The organism is Streptomyces termitum, assembly GCF_014650175.1.
In the GTDB taxonomy this organism is placed as follows: domain Bacteria; phylum Actinomycetota; class Actinomycetes; order Streptomycetales; family Streptomycetaceae; genus Streptomyces; species Streptomyces termitum.
The window spans coordinates 388,520-414,420 of the sequence record NZ_BMUL01000005.1 but is presented as its reverse complement, the minus strand read 5'-3'; the positions used below and the strand labels follow the sequence as shown (position 1 = coordinate 414,420).

Here is a 25,901-nt window from a genome sequence, read left to right as displayed (position 1 = left end):
CGATTCTGACGATCCGTCAGACAAGTGGGGAGGAGCGGAGGATGGCGCGGACGCGCAGGCCGGTGGTGACCGGCTGGTTCACCGACGACACCGTCCCGGAGGGGGCGTTCCGGCTGCTCGGCACCCGGTGCTCGGCCTGTGCGGCGGTGTTCTTCCCGCGCGAGGACGACGCCTGCCGCAACCCGGTCTGCCCGGGCGGCGGCGCCCTCGGCGAGGTGCCGCTGTCGCCGCGCGGCCGGGTGTGGTCGTACACCGACGGCCGCTACCGGCCGCCCGCCCCGTACGTCTCCGACCCGGACGCGCCCTGGGAGCCGTACACCCTGGTCGCCGTCGAGCTGGCGGCCGAGGGGATGGTCGTGCTCGGGCAGGCGGCGCCGGGCGTGCGGACCTCGGACCTCCGGGTGGGCCAGGAGGTCGAGGTGGTGCCCGGGGTGCTGAACGAGGACGCCGAGCACGTCTGGACCACCTGGCACTGGCGGCCGGTGGCCCCGGAGCGGACGGAGGAGCGCGCGTGAACGACATCGCCGTCATCGGCGCCGGCATGCACCCCTGGGGCAAGTGGGGCCGGAGCTTCGTCTCGTACGGGACCGCCGCCGCCCGTGCCGCGCTCGCCGACGCGGGCCTGGACTGGACGGACATCGGGTCCGTCGTGGGGGCCGACACCATGCGGTGCGGCTATCCCGGATACGTCGCCGGGGCGACCTTCGCGCAGGCGCTCGGCTGGCAGGGCGCGCGGGTGACCAGCGTGTACGCGGCCTGCGCCTCGGGCGCCCAGGCCATCGGCACGGCGCGGGCGCAGATCCTCGCCGGGCTCGCCGACGCGGTCCTCGTCGTGGGCGCCGACTCCACCCCCAAGGGCTTCTTCGCCCCGGCCGGCGGGGAGCGGCCCGACGACCCGGACTGGCTGCGGTTCCGGATCCTCGGCGCCACCAACCCGGCCTACTTCGCGCTCTACGCCCGCCGCCGGATGGCCCTGTACGGGGACACGCCGGAGGACTTCGCCCGGGTCAAGGTGAAGAACGCGGCGGCCGGCGCGCTCAACCCGCTGGCCCGCTACCGGAAGCCGGTGACCGCCGAGGAGGTCGCGGCCTCGGCCGTCGTCGCCGATCCGCTGCGGCTGCTCGACATCTGCGCCACCTCGGACGGCGGAGCGGCGCTGGTCCTCTGCGGCCTGGACTTCGCCCGCCGGCACGGGCACCCGGACCCGGTGCGGATCCGGGCGGTGTCCACCGTCTCCCCCACCTACCCGAGGGCGGCGCTCGACCTCCCCGACATCGCGACCGACTCGACCACCGCGCTCGACCCCGCCCCGCACGCCTTCCGCGCCTCGATCGCGCGGGCGGCGTACGAGGAGGCGGGGCTCGGCCCGGAGGACCTGTCGCTGGCCGAGGTGTACGACCTGTCGACGGCGCTGGAGCTGGAGTGGTACGAGGACATCGGGCTGTGCGGGCCGGGTGAGGGCGCCAAGCTGCTGCGGGACGGGACGACCCGGCTGGGCGGGGCGCTGCCGGTGAACACCAGCGGCGGGCTCGCCTCCTTCGGGGAGGCGGTGCCCGCGCAGGCGATCGCCCAGGTCTGCGAGCTGACCTGGCAGCTGCGCGGCACGGCGGGCGACCGGCAGGTGCCGGGGGCGCGGGCCGGGATCACCGCCAACCAGGGGCTCTTCGGGCACGGTTCGGCGGTGGTGGCGGTCCGCTGAGCCGGGCCGGGGCCGTACCCGCGCGGGTACGGCCCCTCAGGTGGCGACCGGTTCGTGGCTGCGGTCGGCGAGGACGAGGGCGTGCTCGACCACCGCGACCAGGACGCTCTTGACCGACTCGCGGTCCCGGGCGTCGCACAGCACCAGTTCGACCTCGGGATCGAGGTCGAGCGCCGCCCGCACCGTCTCCGTCGGGTAGCTCCGGGCGCCCTCGAAGCAGTTGACGGCCACCGTGAAGGGGATGCCGCGCCGCTCGAAGTAGTCGATCGCGGCGAAGCTGTCCTCCAGGCGCCGGGTGTCGGCGAGGACGACCGCGCCGAGCGCGCCCTGCGCGAGCTCGTCCCAGAGGAACCAGAACCGGTCCTGGCCGGGGGTGCCGAACAGGTACAGGACGAGGTCCTCGCGGAGCGTGATCCGGCCGAAGTCCATGGCGACGGTGGTCGTCGTCTTGGCCTCGACGCCGTGCAGGTCGTCGACGGGCCGGCCGGCCTCGGTGAGGACCTCCTCGGTCCGCAGCGGCCGGATCTCGCTGACCGCGCCGACCAGTGTCGTCTTGCCGACCCCGAAACCGCCGGCGACCAGGATCTTCAGGGTCACCGGTTCGACCGGGGGTTTCTTGCGGCTAGAGCGCCCGAAGGCCATTGATCACCTCGCGGAGGATGCTCACGTCCGGCAGCTGGGCCGGCGGAACGGGGCGGGTCACGTGCACGAGTTCCTCGTCGACGAGGTCGCCGACCAGGACCCGGACCACCCCGACGGGGAGGTCGAGTCCGGCGGCGAGCTCGGCGATCGACTGGGGCTGCTCGAAGCAGCGTTCGACGATCTCCACGTGTTCCGGGGAGAGCGTCTGGTCCCGGCCGGGGTCGTCGGCGGCGGGCTCGGGGACCACCACCGCGATCAGGTCGAGCCGGTGGCGGCCGGCCGCGCTCGTCCGGCCGCGGGTCATCGCGTACGGGCGGACGACCGGGCCCGCCTCGTCGTCGTACCAGTGGTGGACGTCCGCCCCCCGGGCGGGGGCGTCCCGGTCGGACCGGTTCGGCTCGGCTGCGTCGCTCATGCGGGGCGGCTCACCCTCCCGTGGACGAACCGGTCCGGGGGGCCGTGCCGAGGTGGATGCCGACCCGCTTCACCATCAGCGTCATCTCGTACGCGACCTGGCCCACGTCCGAGTCGGAGTCGGCGAGGACGGCGAGACAGCTGCCGTCGCCGGCGGCGGTGACGAAGAGGAACGCCTCCTCCAGCTCCACCACGGTCTGGCGGACCCTGCCCGCCTCGAAGTGGCGGCCGACGCCCTTGGCGAGGCTGTGGAAGCCGGAGGCGACGGCGGCGAGGTGCTCGCCGTCCTCCCGGCTCAGGTCCTTCGAGGCGCCGGTGGGCAGGCCGTCGCTGGACAGCACCAGGGCCTTGCGGATGGCGCCGACGCGCTGGACCAGCTCGTCGAGGAGCCAGTTCAGCTCGCCGTTCCCCTGGACGGAGCTGCTGGTGCTTGCTGCGGCGTTCGGTGCGGTCATCGACCGTCCCCCTCGGGTGTCGTTCCATGTGCGGTGCTGTCGTCCGGGGCGGAGGTGTCGCGGCGGCCGCGCTGCCAGCCGCGCTGCATGGCGGCCATGCGGGCGCGGACCTCCTCGGCGTCCCGTTCGAAGTCGTCCCGGGCGGGCTCCCCGCCCTCGGGCAGCCCCCGGCCCCCGGTCTCCGGCCCGGCGCCGCGGCCGGAGTCGCGCAGCTGCGGCGCGAGGCTGGCCTGCCGGACCCGGCGGGGCAGCCCGTCGAGCGTGGCGGGGTCCCCGGCGGACGGAACCGCCGGGACGGCGCCGGACTCGCGCTCCGGAGCCGGATCGCGGTCCTGGGCGGGGTCGCCGTCCGGGCGGGCTCCGGTGCCCTCGGGCCGTACGGGGACGAGCACGGGGCCGGTGGCGCGCGGCGTCCGGCGGTCCTCGGCGCGGCCGGTCTCGTCGTCCCGGCGGCCCCGGGCGACGACCAGGGTCGGCGGGCGGCGGCGCGGCAGCGGCACGGGGCCGGCGGCCGGGCCGTCCCCGGCGGGGTCCGCGGTCCGGTCGGGGGCCTGCTGGTGCTGCTCGCCCGCCGGGAGGAGGCCGGTGCGGCGGCGCGGGCGGAAGAGGCCGCCGCGCTCGCTGTCGCTGTCCAGGAGGTCGGCGGAGCGGTCGAGGAGCGTCTCGACGTCCACCGCGTCGGCGGCGGCGTCGGCGTGCTCGGCGCCGAGCGGCGCCTCCAGCTCCACGGGACCGTCCAGGGGGCGGCCGGCGGCCGGCGCGTCGGCGAGGTCGGGGACCCGGGCGAGCGCGGGCCGGCGCTGCGGCAGCCCCTCGTCGAAGGCGTTGTGGACCTCGGTGTGCCGGTCGGCGTCGCGGTCGGGGGCGCGCGGGTCGGTCTTGCGGTCGAGGCGGAAGCCCGCGCCCTGCGTCTCGGGGGCGTCGGTGAGCAGCGCGGCCGGGATGAAGACGACCGCGGTGGTGCCGCCGTACGGGGAGGTCTGGAGGGAGACGCGGACGTGCTGGCGCTGGGCGAGTCGGCTGACGACGAAGAGGCCGAGGCGGTCGGTGTCGGAGAGCTCGAACTCGGGGGTCTCGGCGAGCCGCAGGTTGGCGTCGAGGAGGACCTCGGGGCTCATGCCCAGGCCCCGGTCGTGGATCTCCAGGGTGAAGCCGTTGGCGACCCGCTCGCCGAGGACCTGGACGGCGGTGTGCGGGGGCGAGAACACGGTGGCGTTCTCGAGCAGTTCGGCGATGAGGTGGGTGAGGTCGGCGACGGCGGGGCCGCCGACGCCGAGCCGGGGCAGCCGGCGGACCTCGACCCGCTCGTAGTCCTCGACCTCGGCGACGGCCGCGCGGACCACGTCCATGAGCTGGACGGGCTTGCGCCACTGCCGGGAGGGGGCGGCGCCGGAGAGGATCACCAGGCCCTCGGCGTGCCGGCGCATGCGGGTGGTGAGGTGGTCGAGGCGGAAGAGGTCCGCGAGCTCCTCGGTGTCCTCGGTGCGCCGCTCCATCGTGTCGAGGAGGGTGAGCTGGCGGTGGAGCAGGACCTGGTTGCGGCGGGCGAGGTTGACGAAGACCTCGGAGACGCCGCGGCGCATGTCGGCCTGCTTGACGGCGGCCTCGACGGCGGCCCGCTGGAGGGTGTTGAGGGCCTGGCCGACCTGGCCGACCTCGTCGTCCCCGTACCGCAGATGGGGCACCTCGGTCTCGACGTCCACGTGCTCGCCCGCGGCGAGGCGGCGCATCACGCTGGGCAGCCGGACCCCGGAGACCTCCTGGGACTCCTTCTGGAGGCGGCGCAGGTCGCGGACGAGGACCCGGCCGACCCGGACCGAGACGAAGACGGAGGCGAGGAGGGCGAGGAAGCCGAGGACTCCGGCGACGCCCGCCTTCAGCAGGACGCTGTAGGCGGCGGGCTGGACGCGGTCCTGGTAGCGGTCGCCGGCGGCGGTGTTCTCGCGGGCGAGCTCGTCGAGGACGGGGCTCGCCTCGTCCTGCCAGTAGGCGGCGGTGACGGAGCGCGGCTTCTCGGTGGGGCCCTCCGCGATGAGGGCCTCCTCCGAGGTGCGCAGGGCCTGGGTCTCGGGGCTGCGCCAGTACTGCTCGTAGCGCTGCCGCTCGGCGGCGGGGAGGAGTTCGAGGTTGACCTCGTAGTACTGCTTGCGGCCGGCGACCAGGTCGGAGATCGCGCGGATCTCCTGGGCGGTGACGCGGTCCGCGACGAGGGCGGAGAGGACGAGGGCGTCCTCGCGGGAGAGGAGTTCGCGGGCGCGGGTGATGCCGACGAGGGCGCGGCCCTGCTTGTCCATCTCCACGTTCTCCAGGGCGTGGAGGGTCACGAGGAAGGCGTAGCAGGGATCGACGAGCCGGTTGTAGAACTCCAGGGCCTGGAGGCGGCCGACGTCGCGCCGCTCCACCGAGCGGCGCAGCGAGGAGAGTTCCTCGAAGGCGGTGAGGAGCGAGTTCAGCTTCTGGGTGGTGACGGGGCGCATCTCCTCGCGGACGCCCGGGTCCTGGGCGTTGGCGCGGATGCGGGCGATCTGCCGGTCGGTGGTGAGGCGGGCCTCGCGGAGCTGGTCGAGGGCCTGGGAGCCGCGCGGGTCGGCGAGGTAGACCAGGGACTGGCGGCGTTCGAGCTGGATGACCCGGGCGGTGTCCTCGATGGGGTAGCCGACCTTCTCGACGATGTAGCCGACGTCGAGGAGCTGGTCGGCCTCGCGCCCGGTGAGGGCGGTGGCGAAACCCCAGAGACCGGTGAGGGAGACGAGCGGTACGAGGAGCAGCGCGACGATCTTCCGGCGGATGGACTTCCCGCGAAAGCGCATGGCCTCCCCCAGCTCGCCCCCGCGCGCCACGGAGGTCCTTCGAACGAACGGCGCCGTCGCGTCGACACGGCGCGTCAACCTTCGGTTCCAACAGATGGCGGCGCGAGCCTACTACTGCATCGCGACCTTCTCGAAGGCGTGTCCGGTCGATTTCCGGCCTGCCGGGCGGGCGTTGATCATGAGATGTCCGGGTATTCCTGGAGTTGGGATCGGCCACTGTGTCGCAGGACACGCGGGGTTGCGCCGCTTCACGCCGAGGACGCAATGGCTGGAATTGTTCGTTCCGTTCGTATTGCCGTCGCATGTCCGGAGGAAGTGGGGAAACCTTTTACCTGTCCGGAGCGTCATGTACTGCGGGGGGACGTGCGCCCGCTCACGGGCCGGGCACGGACGGACGAGCCGTGTAGAAGCGCCGGAACCGGGCAGCCACCCCTGAGAGCGTCGTGCGGTGGGGAGTGACAGGACACATGGAACACGAGGCGCGGTCGGCGCGTCAGCTGTGGGTGGAGGACGAGCGCGGTCTGCGGAGGATGCCGGACCCCGTGCGGAACGCGGCGGTGCGGGCGGTGATGATCACCTCGGTGACCCTCATCCTCGCCGTGGTCGCCTTCCTCACCACGGTCGCCGACTCCTGGCTGGCGTATCCCATGACGATAGCGGCGGTGGCCGCGACGGTCGTGGCCACCTGGAGCGTGCTGGACATCTGGATCACCCGTCAGGTCTGGCGCCAGCGCAACGGCGTGGTGTCCGAACCGAGCAGCAGCGCCTACCAGGCGCGGCGGGACCGGCCCGCGGAGGAGCAGGTCGCCTAGGACCCGTCCGGCGGATCTTCGCGGGACGGGGCCCTGGGACAGCGGAGGCCCGGACCCTCGCGGGGTCCGGGCCTCCGCCGTTCCTAGGAGGCGTCCGCCGGCTCGTCCTGGTGGCGGCGGAACATCCGGGTCGCGGTGATCTCGCCGTGGATCGCCTCGCCCTCCCCGGACGGCTGCGGCAGCCCCGGCCGCAGGTGCTCCTCCACGCTGATGTACTTGAGGCCCGCCCGCAGGTCCGCGTCGTTCCGCAGCCGGATCACCAGCGGGAACTCGGCGAGCGCCGTGGTGTCGAAGAGACCCGTGGTGTAGAGGAGCTGGACGCCGAGCGCGTCCGACACCGCCCGCTGGAGCTCCAGCAGGTACGTGGCGTTGGCCCGGCCGATCGGATTGTCGAGGAACAGCGTGCCCGCGTGCCGGTGCCTGTCCCGGCCCCGGTCGTTGGAGCGCAGCGCCGCCATCGTGCAGTACAGGGCGATGGCCGCGGTGAGCAGCTGGCCGCCGGAGAAGACGTCGCCCATCTGCCCCACCGGCACCCGCTCGGCGCGCAGCACCGCGTCCGGCTTGAGGATCTCGACGGCGATGCCCTTCGGCTCCAGCGCCGCCCGCACCCCGCGCAGCAGCAGCGACATGCCGTCGCGGCGCAGGTCGGAGTTCTTCTTCACGGCCGCGCGGGTCGCCTCGTCGACGACCTCGCCGAGCCGCTCGGTCAGGGTGGCCGGGTCCGGCTCCTCGAAGCGGATCCGGAGGAACTCCTGCCCGGACCACTCCCCCAGCCCCTCCGGGAGCCGGGAGAGCCGCTGGGCGGAGCGGAGGGTGGCGAGGGAGGACTCCACCAGGCCGCGCAGCCGGTCCACGATCGAGTCGCGGTTGCGCTCCAGCTGGGCCAGCTCGTCGGTGAGGACCCGCAGCCGGGGCGCGAACGCCTCGGCCCACCGGGCGGCGTGCTCGGGCAGCGCGGAGGCGGGCAGCTCGCGGATCTGGAGGCGGGCCGGGGTGCGGACCTGCTCGTAGCGGGTGGAGTTGGCGTGCCGGACGAGGATGTCGCTCGCCTCGCGGACGGAGGCGTCGGCGGCGGACAGCTCGGCGGTGCAGGCGCGCAGCGCCCGGCGGGCCTCCCCCGCCGTGCTCCGTGCCTCCTCCAGCGAGCCGGGGTACGGCTCCGGTGCCGCCGGCTCCTCCTCCGGCTGGTCGCGCAGCAGGTCGCGCAGGAGCGCGGCGGTCTCGTCGAAGCCGCCGGCGGCGTCCTCGGCGGCCCGGTGGTCGCGCAGCAGCCCGGCGTGGGCGGCGCGGGCCGCGTCCAGGGCGTCGCCGCGGGCGGCGAGCTCGGAGCCCGCGGTGCGGAGCAGGGCCTGGGCGCCCTCGGCGTCGGCCGGGACCAGCTCCTCGGGCAGCTCGGTGTGGGCCGCGCCGTCCTCGGGGGCGAGCCGCTCGGACTCGCCGCGCAGCCGGCCGAGCTTCTCGCTCGCCTCGGAGGCGCGGGACTCCAGCATCTGCACCAGGGACTCGGCGCGGGCCGCGGCGGCCTGGCGGGACGGGCCGTCGGCGCCGTCGGTCGACTCCAGGAGCTGCTCGGCGCGGGTGCGGACCTTGTTGGTGAGCCGGTCCAGTTCGGCGAGGGCGGCGGACTCGTCGCTCTCGGCGCGGGCCTGCTCGGCCCTCAGGTCGGCGCCGACGCCGACCTTCTCGTACAGCTGGGACGCGGCCCGGTACGCCTCGCGGAGGGTGGGCAGGGCGGCGCGGGGCGCGCCGGGCTCCTCGTCGGGGAGCTGCTCGGGGGCACCGGCGATCTCGGCCCGCTCGGCGCGCAGCGCGCGGGCGGTGCGGTGGGCGTCGTCGGCGGCGCGCTGGGCGGCCCGGCGGTCCTCGTCGGCGGCGCGGGCACGCTCCAGGCAGGTCTGGGCGCGGGCCTCGGACTCGGCGGCGTCGTCGGCGAGTTCGCGGAGGCGGGCCTGCCAGGCGGAGCGCTCGCGGAGCCGGAAGGCGAGACCGGCGAGGGCGTCGGCGACGCGGCGGGCGCGCTGGGCGGCCTCCTGACGCTCCTCGCGGACCCGCAGGGCCTCGGCGGCGGTCTCCTCGGCCTCGGCGCGCAGCGCGCGGGCCTCGTCGTGGGCGGTGCGGGCGGCCTCGGCGGCCTCCCGGGCGGTGGTGGCCGCGGCGGCCAGTTCGGCGAGCATGCCGGGCGGGCAGTCGGCGCGCCAGGCGCCGACGCGGGCGGCGAGGGCGCGGTCGCCCGCGAGACGGGCGGCGAGGGCGCGGATCTCCTCGTCGCGGGCGGCGGTCCGGGCGCGCAGCGCCTGCCGTTCCTCGTCGGCGGCGTGCTCGTCGTGCATGGCCGGGTTCGGCGGCACCAGGAAGACGCCCGTGTCGCCGTCCGCGTCCGGGGCGGGCACGGGAGCGAGGAGGGCGGCGGCGGTGCCGACGGCGACGGTGGAGCGGGGCAGCAGGGCCGCGGTGGCGAGGACCTCGCGGGCGCGCCCGTAGGAGACGGGGTCGGTGATGACGACGCCGTCGACGAGTTCGGGCCGGGCGGCGAGCACGCGCGCGTGGTCGGCGGGGTCGACGGCCTGGGCGAGGTAGCGCCAGCCGGGGAGGGCGGGGATGCCGTGCTCGCCGAGGTGCTCGACGGTGGCGAGGACGTCGGGGCCGGGCGGCAGCAGGCCGCCGTCGCCGAGGGCGCCGAGGATGCGGGAGTCGTCGGCGGCGGCGGTACGCAGGTCGAAGAGCCGGCGCTCGGCGGAGGAGACGGCACCGTCGAGGAGGCTTCGCAGTTCCTCGGCGCAGCGGTCGAACTCGGTGACGGAGAGCGGCGGCTGCTCGGCGGCGGGCCGTTCCCCGTCGTCCGGGCCGTCGGCGCGGGCGGCGGACGGGGCGGCGGCGCCGGGCAGGCCGAGGAGTTCGGCGAGACGCTCCTCGGCGGCGAGGGCCTCGGCGGCGCGGTGCTCGGCGTCGTGGGCGTGGGCCGCCGCGTCGGCGGCGTCGGCGGCGCGGGCGGCGGCGAGTTCGGCGCGGGACTCGGCGGCGGCGGCCGCGCGGGCCCGCTCGCTCGCGGACCTGGCCGTCTCGCGGGCGGTGTCCCAGGCGGCGACGGCGGTCTTCTCGGCGTCGGCGGCGGCGAGCGCGGCGCGGGCCGGGTCGGCGTCGGGGGCGGAGTCGTCGAGCCAGCCCGCGCGGACGGCCTCGGCGGTCTCCTGCTCGACCTCGGCGAGCCGCTGGCGCAGGTGGCCGGCCTCGCTGCGGGCCCGCTGGGCCTCGGTGGCGGCGGTGGTGGCGTCGCGGTGGGCGGCCTCGCCCGCCTCCTGGAGGGCGGTGGAGCGCTCCTCCTCCTCGGCGGCGTGCCGCGCGCCCTCCTCGGCGGCGGAGGCGAGCGCGCGGACGAGGTCGGCGGCGGCCGCGGCGCGGGCGGCGAGGGCGGGGGCGGCGTCGCGTTCGGCCTCGCGGATGGCGGCGGCCACGCGCGCGGAGCGGTCTCCGGCGGCACGGTGGCGGAGCACGGACTCGGCGGCCTGCCAGGCGGAGTGCAGGGTGCGGGCCTCGATGAGTTCGCGGCGCTGGGAGGCGGCGCCCTTCTCGGCGGCGGCGAGGGCCAGGGAGGCGTGCCGGTAGGCGAGTTCGGCGGCGATGAGGGCGCTGCGCTCGCGGGCGGTCTCGGCCTCAGCGACGGCGTGCCCGGCGGAGGTGACGCCCTGGGCGAGTTCGGCGGCGCGGGCCCGCTCGGTGGCGGCGCGGCCGGAGAGCCGGCGGGCGAGGGTGCGGGTGCGGCGGTCGGCGGCGGCGTGCACCTCGCGGGCGCGGGCGCGGGTGGCGGCGGCGTCGACGATGCGGTTGAGGAGGTCGACGGAGCCGGCGGTGAAGTCGCGTTCGGCGGTGAGTTCGGCGCGGCGGCCGAGCTTGTTGCCGAAGCCGCCGACGAGGTCGGCGAGGCCGTCGGTGTCGCGGGTGTCGGTGACGGCGCGGAGCAGGAGGTCGGTGAAGTCGGAGTCCTTCTTGACCGCGAAGAGGCCGGCGGCCTCGCCCTCGTCGGCGTTCATCTCGCGCTGGTAGCGGAAGAGTTCGGGGTCGAGGCCGAGTTCGCCGAGGTGCTCGTTCCAGCGGTCGTGGATCTCCTCCCAGACCACGTCCAGGTGCGGGTAGGCCTTGCCCGCGTCGGTGAGGGCGTCGCGGAAGCCCTTCATGGTGCGGCGGCGGCCGGTGGCTCCGGAGGCGCCCTCGGCGGCGGGGCGGACCGAGGTCGCCTCGGCCACCGGCAGGTTGTCGAGGCTGAGGCCGGGGCCGGGGCGGAAGGAGTACCAGGCCTCGGCGAACTTGCGGGGGTCGTTGGAGACCTGGCGGCCGCGCCATTCGCTGACCTTGCCGACGACGACGAGTTCGCCGGTGAGGGTGTGCTGCCACTCCAGGGCGACGTGGCCGCAGTCGTCGGCGAGGAGGAACTTGCGCAGGACGCCGGAGCTGGCGCCGCCGAGGGTGTTGCGGTGGCCCGGGAGCATCACCGAGAAGATCAGCTTGAGGAGGACGGACTTGCCGCCGCCGTTCTCCAGGAAGAGCACGCCCGCGGGGGCGGGGCGGCGCGGCGGGCCGACCGGCTCCTCCTCGAAGAACTCCGCCTGGGTGGGGGCGGGGTTGGGCACGGGCGCGCCGACCCCGCGCAGGTCCAGGACGGTGTCGGCGTAGCGGGCGCCGGCGGGGCCGATGGAGTAGAGGCGGACCCGGGACAGCTCGTACATGCGGCGGACTCTCGTGCTGAGGACGGTCGGTTGCGGTTGCGGGCGGGGGCCGGCGGGGCGGCGGGCCGGTCAGGAGTGGAAGGGCAGTCCCGCGTCGGCGGCGAGGTGCAGGTCGTCGCCCTCGTGCGGGGGGACGAGGGTGGCGGAGCCGTCGCTGACCGGGACGACGCCGAGGCCGAGGAGTTCGGTGAGGGCGGCGGAGCCGGCCATGTCGCGGACCTGGAGCTGGTAGCGGGCGGTGGTCCGGTAGGAGCCGCCGTTCTCGTCGCCGGTGCGCTGGAGGAAGCCGGAGTCGGTGAGGAAGGCGACCGCCTTGGCGATGATGCCGGTGGTGGAGCCGGCGAGCCGCCGGGCGTCCTTGGTGGCGCCGGTGGTGGAGCGGCGGGCGTAGACCCGCCAGGCGGCCTCCAGGCCGGGGGCGTCGGTGGCGGGGTCGGTGTTCTCGCCCTGTTCCTCGGCGCGCTGCTCCAGGCGCAGGCACGCCTGGCGGACGAAGCCGTCGACGCCGTTGACGGTGAGCCGGCCGATGTAGCCGTCGTCGGCGAGGTCCTCGGGCCGGGGGAAGGCCATGGCGGCGACGGCGAGGTGGGCCAGGCCGTGCAGGAAGCGGTCGGCGGAGTCGGTGTTGGCGCGGCGGGCGTAGTCGCCCATGCGGACGGCGAAGACGGAGTCCTCCCCGGCGGTGACGGCCATGCCCGCGCGCGGGGAGACCTCCAGGACGATGAGGCCGAGGCCGGTCGCGACGGCGTCGGCGAGCCGGGCGAAGGCGGGGTCCTCCTGGTAGCGGCGGAGCAGTTCGGCGTACTCGGCGTCCCGGGCGGGCAGCAGCTTGGGCTGGAGTCCGAAGGAGACGAGCCGGGCGGCGTCGGCGGTGTCGGCCGGGGTGACGGCGGCGGAGGGGGCGGGGGCCGGGGAACGGGGGGACTCCTGCTCGCTCCACGTGTCCGGGTACGCGGCGTACTCGGCGTGGTTGTCGCTCACGGCTGGGGCTCCTCGGTGCGGCTCTCGTGCGGTACGGCGGGGGTGACGGCGGCCCGGGGCAGGGGCAGCGGCACGGGGGTGACGGCGGCGGACGGCGCGGCGGGCGGCGCCGGTTCCCCGGCGGTGCCGAGGCGGACGGCCCGCACGACGGGCGGCTCCCGGCGGCGGGCGGCGGCGCGGGCGGGTCCGAGCGGCGGTACGGCCCCGAGCCGCACCCCGCCGCCGGGCTCCCCGCTGGCCCCCTCCGCCACGGGCGCGTCGACGAACGGCGCCCGCAGCCGGGGCCGGGGCGCGACGGGCCCGACGGCCACGGGTTCCACCGCTTCGGACTCCACCCGTACGGGCTCCGCCTGCGCCGGGAACTCCGGTGCGGGCGCCGGTTCCGCCGGTACGGGCTCCGCCCGCGCCGGGAACTCCGGGGCGGGGGCCGCCGGTTCCGCCGGGGCGGGGTCCGTCCGTGCGGGGTCCGCCGGGGCGTCCGGCGCGGAGGCCGTCCCGGGGGCGTGGGACGTCCTGGAGAGGAGGGTCACGTCGCCTCCGTGCGGTCGGCGGCCATGCCCGCCGCGTCGAGGAGGGCGGTGCCGACGATGAGGTCGGCGCCGCCGAAGCCGGGGTCGTCGAGCGGGGTGCCGTCGTCGACGGCGAAGAGCAGCCGCTCCTCGCCCTGCCGGTAGGCGGTGCCGACCGGCGGGCTGGCGGCGTGGACGGCGAGCAGCGCCACCAGGTAGGCGAGGTCCTCGCCGTGGTCCGGGTGGTCGCCCCGGGTGGCGCGGGCGTCGGCGAGGAGGCCGGAGAGGCGGCGCGGCGCGTCGTGCTCCAGGTCCAGGAGGCGCAGCGCGTCCGCGAGTTGGCGCTCGCTGAAGCGGGAGTCGTCGGGGGTGGCGATGAGGTCGGGTTCGGGCATCTCGGCGCCGAGGTGCTCGCGCTCGACCGGCGGGGTGAGGAGCAGGTCCACGAGGTCGCCGAGGCGGACCGAGGCGGGGGTGCGCAGGCCGGTGCCGTGTGCGAAGAAGGCGTCGGTGACGCGGGTGGCCCGCTCGACGGGGAGCGGCAGCACGGGCGCGACGAGCTGCCCGTAGAGGTCGAGTCCGGTGTACCGGGTGGGCGCGGCGAACGCCTGCCGGTCCTGCTCGGCGCGGAAGAGGGGGCCCGCCTCCAGGAGGCGGGACTGGAGCTGGGTGTGGCGGCGGATGCAGTCCTTGACGATGTCGACCAGTTCGGCGGCGCGCCGCTTGTGCTCGGGCTCCTCGGCCTCGTCCCGCGCCCTGCGGATGTTGGTGAGGATCGCGTTCTCGTGGCGGTAGCGGTCGGCGACGTGGTCGAGCGCTTCGGCGATCATGTCGGGGACGCCGTGGAGCCAGTCCACCGCGCGGACGTTGCGCCGGGTGGCCTCCAGGGTGCGGCGGAGGGTCTCGGCGTACTGGACGGTGCGGTAGCGGGCCTGTTCGGCGGCGAGCTGGGCGTCGGCGAGGCGGCCCCGGCTGATGAGGACCTCCAGCTTCACCTCGGCGGCGATCTGGGCGCTGGTGACGTCGGTGTCGAGGGCGCCGACCAGGACGTTGACGGCCTCGTCGGTGGTCCGCAGGCAGACTCCGCCGCCGTAGCCGGGGACCTCCTCGACGAGTTTGAAGTCGTAGTCCCGGCGGACGTACACGCCGTCGGTGCCGAAGGTGCCGTAGACGGCGCGGAAGCCCCGGTCGACGCTGCCGACGTTGATCAGGTTCTCCAGGACCCAGCGGGCCACGCGCTCGTGCTCGGCGGCGGGGCGGCGGGGGGCCTGGGCGGCGACGCGGGGCAGCAGCCGGGCGACGACCTGGTCGTGGTCGGCGCCGGTGTCGAAGTCCATGTGGAGGGTGACGAGGTCGATCGCGGCGAGGGCGATCTCGGCCATCGCATAGACCGTGTACTCACCGGCGAGGTTCGCCTTGCGGGCGTCGAGGTCGTGCAGCGGCGCGGTGCAGGCGAGCGCGCGCAGGCGCCGCGCCAGCCCTTCGTCGGCGGCCGGCCCCTGCGCGGGGCGCGGCCCCGCGCTGAGCTGGGGCGGAGCGAGGTCCGTCGAGGCAGGCGAAGTCACGGTGCACAGAGTAGGTCCTCGCACCGACATGGGTCGAAACGGTGTGGAAAGCACGGCTCCGGGACGGGTCAGTCCGCCGGGGACGGCGGGCGGTGCCGGGCGCGGGCCGCCGTCACCTGGGCGTGGGAGTCGTCGAGGTAGCGGTCGAGGAGCCGTTCGGCGGCGTCCCGGTCCCCGGCCCCGAGGGCGGCGAGGATCTCGCGGTTGCCCGCGAGGTAGGGCTCGTGGAGGGCGCGGGCGTCGGCGACCGGGTGGAGGGCGAGGCGGAGTTCGGCCAGGACGCCGCGCATCAGCTCGTCGGTGCGGGCGCTGCCCGCGAGGGCGACGAGGGCGAGGTGGAAGCGGATGTTGGCGGTGGAGACGGCGGGCCAGTCGTCGTTCAGGGCGGCCCGCTCGCCGTCGACGACGGCGTCGACGAGGCCCTCCAGCGGGTAGGGCGGGCGGCCGAGGCCGCGCAGGGCGGCGCTCTCGACGAGGCGGCGGGTGCGGTGGATGTCCTCGACGTCGGCGTCGGTGGGGACGCGGACGAAGACGCCCCGGTTCAGCTCGTGGACCAGGAGCCGTTCGCGGACGAGGAGCCGGAAGGCCTCGCGCAGGGTGTTGCGGGAGACGCCGAGGTCACCGCCGACGGCTTCCTCGGAGAGGCGGGAGCCGGGCGGGAAGGCGCCTTCGGAGATCCGGGCGCGCAGGGTGTCCGCGACCCGCTCCGCCGTGCCCGCGCGCTCGGCGGCCGGACGTCCGTCCGCCGGTGTTCCCGGTTCCTGCGGTGTCCCCGTGGCGTCCATGGGACTCCTCCCCTCGTCGGATCCCCGTACCGGATCCCCTTGTTGGATTGTTGAACAATCGCCTACCTTAGCGCCACCGTACCGTCCGGTGAAGGAGCGCGGCGCCGCCATGACCAGAATCTCGATCGACCTCAACGCCGACCTCGGCGAGGGTTTCGGCCGCTGGACGCTGACCGACGACGAGCGGCTGCTCTCCGTCGTCACCAGTGCCAACGTGGCCTGCGGTTTCCACGCGGGCGACGCGGTCACCATGCGGCGGGTGTGCGAGCTGGCCGCGGCGCGGGGGGTGCGGATCGGGGCCCAGGTGTCCTACCGGGACCTGGCCGGATTCGGACGGCGCGCCATGGACGTGCCGGCGGCGGAGCTGGCCGCGGAGGTGGCGTACCAGATCGGGGCCCTGGAGGTGTTCGCCCGCGCGGCGGGCTCCCGGGTGTCGTACGTGAAGCCGCACGGCGCGCTCTACCACCGGGTGGTGGGGGACCCGGAGCAGGCGGCGGCGGTCGTCGACGGGGTGCTCCTCGCGGGCGGCGGGCTGCCGGTGCTGGGGCTGCCCGGGTCGCGGCTGCACGAGGCGGCGGAGCGGGCCGGGCTGCCTGCCGTGGCCGAGGCGTTCGGCGACCGGGCCTACCGGGCGGACGGCTCGCTGCTGCCCCGGGACCGGGAGGGGGCCGTGGTGCACGATCCGGACGCGGTGGTCGGGCGGTCGGTGGCGATGGTCCGGTCGGGCACGGTCGCCGCGCACTGCGGGACGCCGGTGCCGGTCCGGGCCCGGTCGCTGTGCCTGCACGGGGACACGCCGGGCGCGGTGGAGCTGGCCCGGCGGGTCCGGGCCGGCCTGGAGGCGGCCGGGGTCGCGGTGGGGGCCTTCGCGTGAGGGTGCTGCGGGTGGGCGAGCGGGCGCTCCTGGTGGAGCTGGCCGACGGTCCGGCGGCGGAGGCGTTCCACGCGGAGCTGCTGCGGCGCCGGGCGGCGGGGGCACTCCCGGAGGTGCGGGAGGTGGTGCCGGCGGCGCGGACGGTGCTGCTGGACGGGGTGGCGGATCCGGTACGGCTCGCGGCCGAGCTGCCCGGCTGGGAGGCCGGGCACGCGCCCGCGCCCGCGCGCGGGGTGGTGGAGCTGCCGGTGCGGTACGACGGGCCGGACCTGGCGGAGGTGGCCGGGCGGTGGGGGGTGCCGGAGGCGGAGGCGGTGCGGATCCACGCGTCGGCCGTGTTCCGGGTGGCGTTCTGCGGGTTCGCGCCCGGCTTCGGCTATCTGACCGGGCTGGGCCCCCGGTTCGAGGTGCCGCGCCGGGCGACGCCCCGGACGGCGGTGCCGGCCGGCGCGGTGGCGCTGGCGGGGCCGTACACGGGGGTGTATCCGCGGTCCTCGCCGGGCGGCTGGCAGGTGATCGGGACGACGGACGCGGTCCTGTGGGACGCGGACCGCGAGCCGGCGGCGCTGCTGTCGCCCGGCACGCGCGTGCGGTTCGTCCCGGTGCCGGGCTCCGGGGAGGGGCGGTGAGCGGGCGGGCGGTGGCCGTGGTGCGGGCCGGGGCGCTGACGACCGTGCAGGACCTGGGGCGGAGCGGGTACGCGCACCTGGGCGTGCCCCGGTCGGGGGCGCTGGACCCGGCGGCCGCCCGGCTGGCGAACCGGCTGGTGGGCAACGCCGAGGGGGCCGCCGTCCTGGAGACCACCGTGGACGGCTGCGCGCTGCGGCCGCTGCGGGCGGTCGTCGTGGCGGTGGGCGGGGCGCCCTGCCCGGTCCGGGCGGACGGCCGTCCGCTGCCCTGGGGGACGGCGGTACGGGTCCCGGCGGGCGCGCTCCTGGAGGTCGGGGCGGCGGTGCGCGGGCTGCGCTCGTACGTGGCGCTCGGCGGCGGGATCGCGGTCCGCCCGGTGCTCGGCAGCCGCTCCACCGACCTGCTGTCGGGGCTCGGTCCGGCGCCGCTGGCGGACGGGGCCGTCCTGCCGCTGGGAACGCCGGGGCGCGTACGGGGGCCGGTGGACGCTCCCCCGTGGCCGGGTCCGCCCGAGGAGCTGGTGCTGCGGGTGCGGCTGGGGCCCCGGGACGACTGGTTCACGCGCGCGTCCCTGCGGACGCTGACCACGCGCGCGTACCGGGTCTCCCCGGCGGGCAACCGGATCGGGCTGCGGCTGGACGGGCCCGCCCTGGAGCGGGCCGTGCCGGGGGAACTGCCCAGTGAGGGCATGGTCCTGGGGGCGGTGCAGGTGCCGCCGGACGGGCGGCCGGTGGTGTTCCTGGCGGACCATCCGACGACCGGGGGCTATCCGGTGGCGGCGGTGGTGCGGGAGGCGGACCTGGGGGCGGCGGCGCAGGCGGTGCCGGGGACGCCGGTCCGGTTCGTCACGGCTCCGTGAGGCCGGGCGGCGGGGTGCCGTAGCCCCCGCCGCCGGGGGTGCGCACGACCAGGACGTCGCCGGGGCCGACCTCGGCGGCGGCGGTCCCGGGGAGGTGCTCCACGGTGCCGTCGGCGCGTTCGACGAGGTTCTCGCCGAGCGCCCCGGGCGCGCCGCCCGCCATCCCGTACGGGGGCACCCGGCGGTGTCCGGTGAGGAGGGTGACGGTCATCGGCCGCAGGAAGCGGAGCCGGCGTTCCACTCCGTCGCCGCCGTGCCGGCGGCCCCGGCCGCCGCTGCCGGCGCGGATCGAGAAGGCGTCGACGCGGACGGGGTGGCGGGTCTCCAGGATCTCGGGGTCGGTGAGGCGGGAGTTGGTCATGTGGGTCTGGACGGCGTCGGTGCCGTCGAAGCCGTCGCCCGCGCCGGAGCCGCTGGCGACGGTCTCGTAGTACTGGGTGCGGTCGTCGCCGAAGGTGAGGTTGTTCATGGTGCCGGAGCCCTCGGCCTGGACGCCGAGGGCGGCGTAGAGGGCGCCGGTGACGGCCTGGGAGGTCTCGACGTTGCCCGCGACGACGGCGGCGGGGGGTTCGGGGGCGAGCATGGAGCCGGGCGGGACGCGGATCTCCAGGGGTGCCAGGCAGCCGCTGTTGAGGGGGATGTCCTCGTCGATCAGGGTGCGGAAGACGTAGAGCACGGCGGCGGTGACGACCGAGGTGGGGGCGTTGGCGTTGCCGGGGAGCCGGGCGGAGGTGCCGGTGAAGTCGAGGACGGCGGCGCGGCGGGCCCGGTCGACGCGGACGGCGACCCGGATGACGGCGCCGGAGTCGGTCTCGTACCGGTACGCCCCGTCGTGGAGGCGGGCGACGGCGCGGCGGACGGACTCCTCGGCGTTGGCCCGGACGTGGCCCATGTAGGCGTGGACGGCGTCGAGGCCGAACGCGTCCACGGCCTTGCCGAGTTCCTCGACCCCCTTCTCGTTGGCGGCGACCTGGGCGCGCAGGTCGGCGAGGTTGGCGCCGGGGTCGCGGGAGGGGTGGGGGCCGCCGGTGAGGAGGGCGCGGGTCTCGGCCTCGCGGAACCTTCCGCCGCGGACCAGGAGCCAGTTGTCGAAGCGGACGCCCTCCTCGTCGATGGTGCGGCTGAAGGCGGGCATGGAGCCGGGGGTGATGCCGCCGATCTCGGCGTGGTGGCCCCGGGAGGCGACGAGGAAGCGGAGGTCGCGGCCGGCGGGGTCGAAGACGGGGGTGACGACGGTGACGTCGGGGAGGTGGGTGCCGCCGTGGTAGGGGTCGTTGACGGCGTAGGCGTCGCCGGGGCGCAGGTCCCCGGCGCGGCGCCGGAGGACCTCTTTGACGGTGTCGCCCATGGAGCCGAGGTGGACGGGGATGTGGGGGGCGTTGGCGACGAGGTTGCCGTCGGCGTCGAAGAGGGCGCAGGAGAAGTCGAGCCGTTCCTTGATGTTGACGGAGCGGGAGGTGTTCTCCAGGCGGACGCCCATCTGCTCGGCGATGGCCATAAAGAGGTTGTGGAAGACCTCCAGGAGGACCGGGTCGACGTCGGTTCCGGCGGCGGTGCGGGCGGGGCGGGGGACGGCGCGGCGCAGCAGGAGGTGGCCGGTGGGGGTGGCGGTGGCGCGCCAGCCGGGGTCGACGACGGTGGTGGCGTCGTCCTCGGCGAGGATCGCGGGGCCGTCGACGGTGTCGCCGGGGAGCAGGTCCTCGCGGCGGTGGAGCGGGGTGGGGCGGGCGGTGGCGCCGTCGTGGGTGCGGACGGTGGCGCGGGGGGCGAGGGGGCCGGTGCGGGCGGCGGGGGCGGGGCGGGCGGGGTCGTGGGGGCCCTCGGCGACCGCCTCGACGGTGACGGCCCCGGCGGTGAGGGGCCGGTCCAGGGCGAAGCCGTAGCGGGCGCGGTGCTCGGCGGTGAAGGCGGCGGCCATCGTGTCGGCGGGGCCGAGGTCCACGGGGAGGCTCCCGTCGGTGTCCTCGTAGCGCAGGAGCACGCGCGCGTGCGTGGTGATCGCCCGGTCGGGGAGGCCGTCGGAGCGGAGTTCGGCGCGGGTGAGGTCGGCGAGTTCGGCGGCGACGGCGGCCATCCGGGCGGGGGTGCCGGGGGCGTCGAGCCGGGCCTCGACGGAGCGTTCGCGCAGGGCGGTGGCGTCGGCGAGGCCGATGCCGTACGCGGAGAGGACTCCGGCGAGCGGCGGGACGAGGACGGTGTCGATGCCGAGGGCGTCGGCGACGGCGCAGGCGTGCTGGCCGCCGGCGCCGCCGAAGGCGGTGAGGGCGTAGCGGGTGACGTCGCGGCCGCGCTGGACGGAGATCTTCTTGACGGCGTTGGCCATGTCGAGGACGGCGATGCGCAGGAAGCCGGCGGCGACCTCCTCGGGGGTGCGGCCGTCGCCGGTCTCCTCGGCGAGGGCGGTGAAGCGGGCGCGGACGGTGTCGGCGTCGAGGGGCTGGTCGCCGCCGGGGCCGAAGACGGCGGGGAAGTGGTCCGGCTGGATCCGGCCGAGCATGACCTGGGCGTCGGTGACGGTGAGCGGGCCGCCGCGCCGGTAGCAGGCGGGGCCGGGGACGGCGCCGGCCGAGTCGGGTCCGACGCGGTAGCGGCGGCCGTCGTAGTGGAGGACGGAGCCGCCGCCCGCGGCGACGGTGTGGATGCTCATCATGGGGGCCCGCATCCGCACCCCGGCGACCTGTGAGCCGAGTTCGCGCTCGAACGTGCCCGCGTAGTGCGACACGTCCGTGGAGGTGCCTCCCATGTCGAGGCCGATGACGCGGTCGTATCCGGCCAGGGCGGAGGTGCGGGCCATGCCGACGACGCCGCCCGCCGGGCCGGAGAGCACCGCGTCCTTGCCCCGGACGTGCGCGGCCTCCCGCAGCCCGCCGCTGGACTGCATGAAGAGGAGGCGGATCCCCGGGAGCGCGGCGGCGACCTCGTCGACGTACCGGCGCAGCACCGGGGAGAGGTAGGCGTCGACGACGGTGGTGTCGCCGCGCGGGACGAGCTTGATCAGGGGGCTGACCTCGTGGGAGCAGCTGACCTGGGTGAATCCGGCGGCCCTGGCGGCGGCCCCGACCCGCCGTTCGTGCTCGGGGTGGCGGTAGCCGTGCAGGAGGACGACGGCGGCGGAGCGCAGGCCGTCCCGGTGGGCGGCGGCGAGCGCGGCGGCGACGGCGTCCTCGTCTAGGGGGCGGACGACGGCCCCTCGGGCGTCGATCCGCTCGGGGACCTCGGCCACGCGCGCGTACACCGCCTCCGGCAGGACGATGTGGCGGTCGAAGAGGCGGGGCCGGTTCTGGTAGGCGATGCGCAGGGCGTCCCGGAAGCCCTCGGTGATCAGCAGCAGGGTCGGTTCGCCGCGCCGCTCCAGGAGGGCGTTGGTGGCGACGGTGGTGCCCATCCGGACGACCGCGACCCGGTCGGCGGGGACCGGTTCGCCGGGGGCGAGGCCCATCAGGAGGCGGATCCCGGTGACGGCGGCGTCCTGGGTGCGGGCGGGGTCGTGGGAGAGGAGCTTGCGGGTGACGAGCCGGCCGTCGGGGCGGCGGCCCACCACGTCGGTGAAGGTGCCGCCCCGGTCGATCCAGAACTCCCAGCGCCCGGTCATCCTCCCATTGTCGCCGCGCGGGCTCCGTCGAGCGCGGTCCGGGAAGGGCGACGGTGGGGCGGGGGTTCCGCCGGAGGCCGCGCCGCCCCGTACTCCTCCGCCCCGGGGCGGGGCCACGCGCGGCGGAGGACCGCCGGGGGCCGCGCCGTCCCGGGGCGGGAGCGGTGGCGGGGGCCGGGTCAGACCTGGAGGTCGGGGCCGATCCGGTTGCGTACGGCCGTCTGGACCTCGACCTCCTCGGCCGGGTCGGCGGCGAGGCGGCGCAATCGCTCGGCCACGCGGACGTCGCCGGTCTCGGCGTACTCGGCCGCGATCTCGCGGGTGGTCTCCTCGCAGTCCCAGAGGCACTCGACGGCGAAGCCGCTGGCGAAGGAGGGGTCGGTGGCCGCGAGGGCGCGGGCGGTGCGGCCGCGCAGCTGGGAGGAGGCCGTCTCCCGGTAGACGTGGCGCAGCACGGGGGCCGCGCAGGCGATGCCGAGGCGGCCGGCGCCGTCGACGAGGGTGCCGAGCGCGGGCGCGTCGGTCCCGGCGGTGCGCAGGGCGGCGCGCAGGGCGCCGAGGACGAGCCCGGCGTCCCGTTCCTCGCCGCGCGCGGCGAGGAGTTCGCCGGCGGCGGTGCCGAGGGGGTCGGTGCGGTGGATCCAGGCGCGGGCGCGGGCGACCGCGTCCTCGCCGCACATGCGGAGGTAGGCGGCGGTGGCGGCGCGGGCGACGGCGAGGGCCTCCCGGTCGACGGCGCCGGGCACGTCGGCGTACGGCGCTCCGTCCGCGGCGCCGGAGGCGGCCCGGTCGAAGGGGTCGACGGCGTCGGCGGCGGCCTCGACGAGGTCGAGGAGGGCCGGGTCGCGGACGGCCGCCAGGTGGTGCAGGGCGGCGGCGCGGGCGCCGGGGGCTCCGGCGCGGCCGGCGGCGAGGAGTTCGGGACGGTCCTCGGGCCCGGCGACGGCGGCCAGGCAGCGGGCGGCGGGTCCGGCGAGGTCGGCGCCGCGCTCGTACCCCTCCTGGGCCCAGTCGAGGACGGCGCGCACGCTCCAGCCGGGGCGGGGTCCGGCGGGGCGCAGCTGCCGCTGCCAGCGGTCGAAGGAGCCGTCCTCGCGGGCGGCCCGGACGCGGGCGCCGACGGCCTCGCGCGGGTCCTCGGCCCAGAGCCGCCAGGGCCGGGGCTCGTAGGCGTCGCGGACGGTGGCCGCCAGGGCGGCGTCGCCGGCCGTGTCGCGGGGGAAGCGGGCGAGCACGGGCTCGGCGAGGGAGCGCAGCCCGGTGTCGTCGTCGCGCAGGGCGAGCTCGTCGAGGGCCCAGGCCCAGTTGGCCCCGGTGGCCGCGTACCGCCGGAGCAGGAGCAGGGCGTCGTGGCGTCCGTAGGAGGCCAGGTGGCCCAGGACCGCGAGGGCGAGCCCGGTGCGGTTCTCCTCGGTGTCGAGGTGGTCCTCGGGTGCGAAGAGGTGCGCCTCGACGGTCTCCAGACCTCCGTGGAGGTCGAGGTAGAGCCGGGCGTAGTAGAGGGAGCGGTTCTCGACGCGCCAGTCGTGGCGGGGGTCGGAGAGCACGCAGTGGTCGAGGGCCGCGAGGGCCTCGGCACGGGGCGCGGCGAGCGCGTGGAGGGTGCCGTCGCCGCGGCCCCTCTGCAGCAGACCGAGCAGGGTGCCGCTCGGCGCTATGGCTGGTTCGAACATGGAAGACGCCTCACATCAAGCTGTCGTCACGACGGGTGGACCGGGGTGGACCGGGTCGGGCGCTGGGCCCGCCGGTGCGGTGCCCGGCCTAGTACGCCGTGGGACAACATGTCGGGCCGTCCTTCGTTCGTCGCCTGTCCGCGCTGCTCATCTTCCCTCTGCCTCTCGTCCGGGGCCCGGTCGGAGGGCCGGGCTCGTCGTCATGATGACCGACCGTCCCCACCGCCGCGACCACATTTACGGTGCCGTTCCCACCTGGGGTTCAGGCGGTGTTCACCTGGTCGCGAAGAGTTCCAGGAGTTCGGTCCTGCCGAACATGCGGGCGGTGTCCAGGGCGGACGGAGTGCCGGACTCCGGATTCGCGCCGCCGTCCAGGAGGGCGCGGACGACGGCGTCCTCGCCCTTGAAGACGGCGCCCGCGAGCGGGGTCTGGCCGCGGTCGTTGGCGCGGTCGGCGTCGGCGCCGCGGGCCAGCAGGGCGGTGACGGCGGCGGCGTGGCCGTGGTAGGCGGCGAGCATGACGAGGGAGTCGCCCTTGTCGTTGGAGAGGTCGGCGGGAACACCCGCGTCGAGGTAGGCGGCGAGGGTCTCGGCGTCGCCGGCGCGTGCCAGTCCGAAGACCTTCGACGCCAGTTCGACGACCTCGGGGTCCGGGGTCTCGCTCATCTTCACAACCGCCTTTCGTGCTCCGCGGGCGGCCGGTGCGTGCCACCGGTACCGCCTGCCCTTGACCTGCGCACGGCAAGCGCGGCCGTACGAGTGAATCGACAGGGTACTGCCCGGGCGGCGACATGGCGGCGCCCGGCCGAGGCAAGGATCACGGCGTCGGCCACCCGCGACGCGCCCCTCCCAGGAGCCCCTTACCCCACTCCGGGGGTTTCGCCACCCGGGGCGGCGTCCGGCGTCCGCCGGTCAAGTGAAAAAGCCCAGCATTCACCCGATTGACCCATAAGTCATATAGATACTCGCCGTGAACCTGGAAGGACTCCACGTGACTGTCCCCTCACCCAGGAGAACACCCAATGATCCTGTCCATCTCAGGCGTGGTCCTGCTCGGCATCATCTGCTTCCTGTTCTTCAAGAAGGACGGCCTCAAGCCCTCGCACGCCCTGGTCTCCGCCCTCTTCGGCTTCTACCTGGCCGGCACCGCCATCGCCCCCAGCATCACCGCGGGCGGCCAGAGCCTGGCCGGCCTGCTGGGCGGGATCAAGTTCTGACGTCTCCCCTCACCCCCTTCCACCCCTCCAGGAGCACGACGTGGCCCGGCGACCACTCCCCCGCATTCTGAGCAACGGCGGCGCGCAGCTCGCGCGCGGCCGAGAGATCGCGCGGTCCGCCGCCGACAGCGCCACCGACGTGCTCCATCCGCTGATCACGGTCTCCCGGGGTCTGCGGAGGCTGGCCGCCGACGCGCGCGCCAAGTGGGCCGCGACCCCCAAGGAACGGCGCGGTCCCACGCTGTTCCTGGTCGCGGCCTGCGTCCTGGTCGTCGCCCTCGCGCCGTACGGGCCGCTGCTCGCGCTCGTCGCGCTCATGGGCGCCGCCGCGTGGAAGGGGCGTGAGAAACCGGTCGTGCGGACCGGACCCGACGAGGCGGAGACGGCCCGGCTCAAGGGCCTCTACGAAGCCCTCGTCCCGTACTTCTCCGTCCCCGAGGACCCCGATCCCCTCTTCGCCCACGGCGGCGACTGGAGCCGGGCCTTCGGCGACCACGCCTTCGACGAGGACGGCCGCCTCACCCGGCTCAGGATCACCTACCCGCCCTACTTCACCGACGGCGAGCCCGCCTCCCGCGCCCGCGTGGAGCAGCTTCTGCACGCCAAGTCCGGGCGGGGCCGCGAGTACCTCTTCGACTGGGACGAGGAGGGCAACCGGCTCGTCCTGCACGTGCTGCCCGCCCTGCCCACCACCATCGCCGCCCAGCGGTTCGTCACCGCCCCCGGCGAGACGGTCCTCGGCTTCACCGACGCCGACGCCGTCCAGCGGACCGTGCCGGTCGTCTCGGCCGACGGCTCCGAGGACGCGCCCGCCGTCGTCTGGCGCACCGGCCCCCGCTCCACCGAGCCGCACCTGCTCGCCGTCGGCCAGCCCGGCAGCGGCACCACCTCCCTGCTGCGCTCCCTCGCCCTCCAGGCCCTCGGCCACGGCGACGTCCTGATCGTCGAGGGCACCGGCACCGGCGAGTACGCCTGCCTGGTCGGCCGCGACGGCGTCCTGGGCGTCGAGAGCGAGCTGTCCGGCGCCCTGGAGGCCCTGGAGCGGGCCGCCCGGGAGACCGAGCGGCGGCTGATCTCCGCGAGCCGCGCCCGGCAGGAGGGCCGCCCGGCCCCCGCCGACACCCGCCGCCCGCTGTGGATCCTCCTCGACCGGCCCGGCGTCCTCGGCCACCTGGCCGCCGCCGAGGGCCGCCCCGACCCCCAGGAGCTGCTGCGGGTGCCGCTGCGGCACGGCCGCGCGGCCCAGGTGACGGTGGTGGTGGCCGAGCAGTTCGACACGGTGGACACCCTCCATGAAGAGGTACGCGCGCACACCCGCGCCCGCGTGGTCCTCGGTCCCGCCTCCGCCGAGCAGACCGCCGCGGTCCTGGGCGCCGCCCCGCACACCACGCCTCTCCCGCAGGTCCCGCCGGGCCGCGGCTACGCCCGCCTGGGCACCGGGCCGGTCCTCCGGCTCCAGGTCCCGGCGACCCCCGACCCGTACGACGACGCCGCCGGCGATCCGGCCCGGCAGGCCGTCCTCGACCTGCTGCCGGAGCGGCGCGCGGCGGCGACGGTGGCCCTGGAGAAGGTCCCGGAGGCGGCCGCGGCCCCCGTCGGCGGCCCCTTCCCCCGGCACGCCCCGGTCCCGGCGGAGGGCTGACCTCCCGCGCCTCCGCGCCCC

20 protein-coding genes are annotated in these 25,901 nt (G+C 76.4%); 8 read left to right on the top strand and 12 right to left on the bottom strand.

What is annotated here, in order from left to right:
* Positions 1-41: 41 nt before the first annotated feature.
* A complete protein-coding gene (locus IE219_RS12860) occupies positions 42-515 on the top strand; it encodes a Zn-ribbon domain-containing OB-fold protein (protein WP_189976781.1) in 474 nt (157 codons plus the stop codon).
* On the top strand, positions 512-1,699 hold the full coding sequence (locus IE219_RS12855; RefSeq protein ID WP_189976780.1) for a lipid-transfer protein: 1,188 nt from the start codon (positions 512-514) through the stop codon (positions 1,697-1,699). Before IE219_RS12860 ends, IE219_RS12855 begins: the two co-directional genes overlap by 4 nt.
* Positions 1,700-1,735: 36 nt before the next feature.
* On the opposite strand, the gene IE219_RS12850 is transcribed toward IE219_RS12855, so the two are convergent.
* From IE219_RS12850 to IE219_RS12835, 4 genes are read right to left on the bottom strand one after another with little or no spacing between them, the layout of a single operon-like run.
* Positions 1,736-2,341 carry a GTP-binding protein gene (locus tag IE219_RS12850; protein ID WP_189976779.1) on the bottom strand — a complete coding sequence of 202 codons (606 nt, stop codon included), beginning with the start codon at positions 2,339-2,341 and terminating at the stop codon, positions 1,736-1,738.
* Entirely contained in the window at positions 2,322-2,756 is a 435-nt protein-coding gene (locus IE219_RS12845; RefSeq protein WP_189976778.1) for a DUF742 domain-containing protein, read from the bottom strand. Before IE219_RS12845 ends, IE219_RS12850 begins: the two co-directional genes overlap by 20 nt.
* 10 nt (positions 2,757-2,766) lie before the next feature.
* Complete coding sequence (locus IE219_RS12840) at positions 2,767-3,210, bottom strand: roadblock/LC7 domain-containing protein (protein WP_189976777.1); 444 nt, start codon at positions 3,208-3,210, stop codon at positions 2,767-2,769.
* On the bottom strand, positions 3,207-6,020 hold the full coding sequence (locus tag IE219_RS12835) for a sensor histidine kinase (RefSeq protein WP_189976816.1): 2,814 nt from the start codon (positions 6,018-6,020) through the stop codon (positions 3,207-3,209). Before IE219_RS12835 ends, IE219_RS12840 begins: the two co-directional genes overlap by 4 nt.
* A 467-nt stretch (positions 6,021-6,487) precedes the next feature.
* Here IE219_RS12835 and IE219_RS12830 point away from each other — a divergent pair, with 467 nt between their 5' ends.
* Positions 6,488-6,832, top strand: a complete 345-nt coding sequence (locus IE219_RS12830) for a hypothetical protein (RefSeq protein WP_189976776.1) — start codon at positions 6,488-6,490, stop codon at positions 6,830-6,832.
* Between the two features lie 83 nt (positions 6,833-6,915).
* On the opposite strand, the gene IE219_RS12825 is transcribed toward IE219_RS12830, so the two are convergent.
* From IE219_RS12825 to IE219_RS12805, 5 genes are all read right to left on the bottom strand, one after another.
* The gene (locus tag IE219_RS12825) at positions 6,916-11,553 is read right to left on the bottom strand and encodes a hypothetical protein (protein ID WP_189976775.1); all 4,638 of its coding nucleotides are present in this window, start codon (positions 11,551-11,553) and stop codon (positions 6,916-6,918) included.
* Between the two features lie 69 nt (positions 11,554-11,622).
* Positions 11,623-12,534 (bottom strand): hypothetical protein, encoded by a 912-nt coding sequence (locus tag IE219_RS12820; protein WP_189976774.1) that lies wholly within the window; start codon positions 12,532-12,534, stop codon positions 11,623-11,625.
* Positions 12,531-13,064 (bottom strand): hypothetical protein, encoded by a 534-nt coding sequence (locus tag IE219_RS12815; RefSeq protein ID WP_189976773.1) that lies wholly within the window; start codon positions 13,062-13,064, stop codon positions 12,531-12,533. Before IE219_RS12815 ends, IE219_RS12820 begins: the two co-directional genes overlap by 4 nt.
* On the bottom strand, positions 13,061-14,608 hold the full coding sequence (locus IE219_RS12810) for a hypothetical protein (RefSeq protein WP_189976772.1): 1,548 nt from the start codon (positions 14,606-14,608) through the stop codon (positions 13,061-13,063). The genes IE219_RS12815 and IE219_RS12810 overlap by 4 nt, the downstream gene beginning before the upstream one ends.
* A 68-nt stretch (positions 14,609-14,676) precedes the next feature.
* The gene (locus tag IE219_RS12805; RefSeq protein ID WP_189976771.1) at positions 14,677-15,393 is read right to left on the bottom strand and encodes a GntR family transcriptional regulator; all 717 of its coding nucleotides are present in this window, start codon (positions 15,391-15,393) and stop codon (positions 14,677-14,679) included.
* A gap of 109 nt (positions 15,394-15,502) precedes the next feature.
* Here IE219_RS12805 and IE219_RS12800 point away from each other — a divergent pair, with 109 nt between their 5' ends.
* The 3 genes from IE219_RS12800 to IE219_RS12790 are packed head-to-tail and all read left to right on the top strand — an operon-like array spanning position 15,503 to position 17,756.
* Positions 15,503-16,267: a 5-oxoprolinase subunit PxpA gene (locus IE219_RS12800; RefSeq protein ID WP_189976770.1), complete on the top strand. Its 765-nt coding sequence runs from the start codon at positions 15,503-15,505 to the stop codon at positions 16,265-16,267.
* Positions 16,264-16,896 (top strand): 5-oxoprolinase subunit B family protein, encoded by a 633-nt coding sequence (locus tag IE219_RS12795; protein ID WP_189976769.1) that lies wholly within the window; start codon positions 16,264-16,266, stop codon positions 16,894-16,896. The genes IE219_RS12800 and IE219_RS12795 overlap by 4 nt, the downstream gene beginning before the upstream one ends.
* The gene (locus IE219_RS12790; protein ID WP_189976768.1) at positions 16,893-17,756 is read left to right on the top strand and encodes a 5-oxoprolinase subunit C family protein; all 864 of its coding nucleotides are present in this window, start codon (positions 16,893-16,895) and stop codon (positions 17,754-17,756) included. The genes IE219_RS12795 and IE219_RS12790 overlap by 4 nt, the downstream gene beginning before the upstream one ends.
* On the opposite strand, the gene IE219_RS12785 is transcribed toward IE219_RS12790, so the two are convergent.
* From IE219_RS12785 to IE219_RS12775, 3 genes are all read right to left on the bottom strand, one after another.
* The gene (locus IE219_RS12785) at positions 17,743-21,348 is read right to left on the bottom strand and encodes a hydantoinase B/oxoprolinase family protein (RefSeq protein ID WP_189976767.1); all 3,606 of its coding nucleotides are present in this window, start codon (positions 21,346-21,348) and stop codon (positions 17,743-17,745) included. The genes IE219_RS12790 and IE219_RS12785 overlap by 14 nt on opposite strands.
* Before the next feature lie 179 nt (positions 21,349-21,527).
* On the bottom strand, positions 21,528-23,021 hold the full coding sequence (locus IE219_RS12780; protein WP_189976766.1) for a HEAT repeat domain-containing protein: 1,494 nt from the start codon (positions 23,019-23,021) through the stop codon (positions 21,528-21,530).
* Between the two features lie 273 nt (positions 23,022-23,294).
* Positions 23,295-23,687, bottom strand: coding sequence for an ankyrin repeat domain-containing protein (locus tag IE219_RS12775; RefSeq protein ID WP_189976765.1), 393 nt, complete (start codon positions 23,685-23,687; stop codon positions 23,295-23,297).
* Positions 23,688-24,043: 356 nt separating this feature from the next.
* Here IE219_RS12775 and IE219_RS12770 point away from each other — a divergent pair, with 356 nt between their 5' ends.
* Positions 24,044-24,238, top strand: coding sequence for a hypothetical protein (locus tag IE219_RS12770; RefSeq protein ID WP_030745910.1), 195 nt, complete (start codon positions 24,044-24,046; stop codon positions 24,236-24,238).
* 40 nt (positions 24,239-24,278) lie between these two features.
* Positions 24,279-25,880 (top strand): hypothetical protein, encoded by a 1,602-nt coding sequence (locus IE219_RS12765; protein WP_189976764.1) that lies wholly within the window; start codon positions 24,279-24,281, stop codon positions 25,878-25,880.
* Positions 25,881-25,901: the final 21 nt, after the last annotated feature.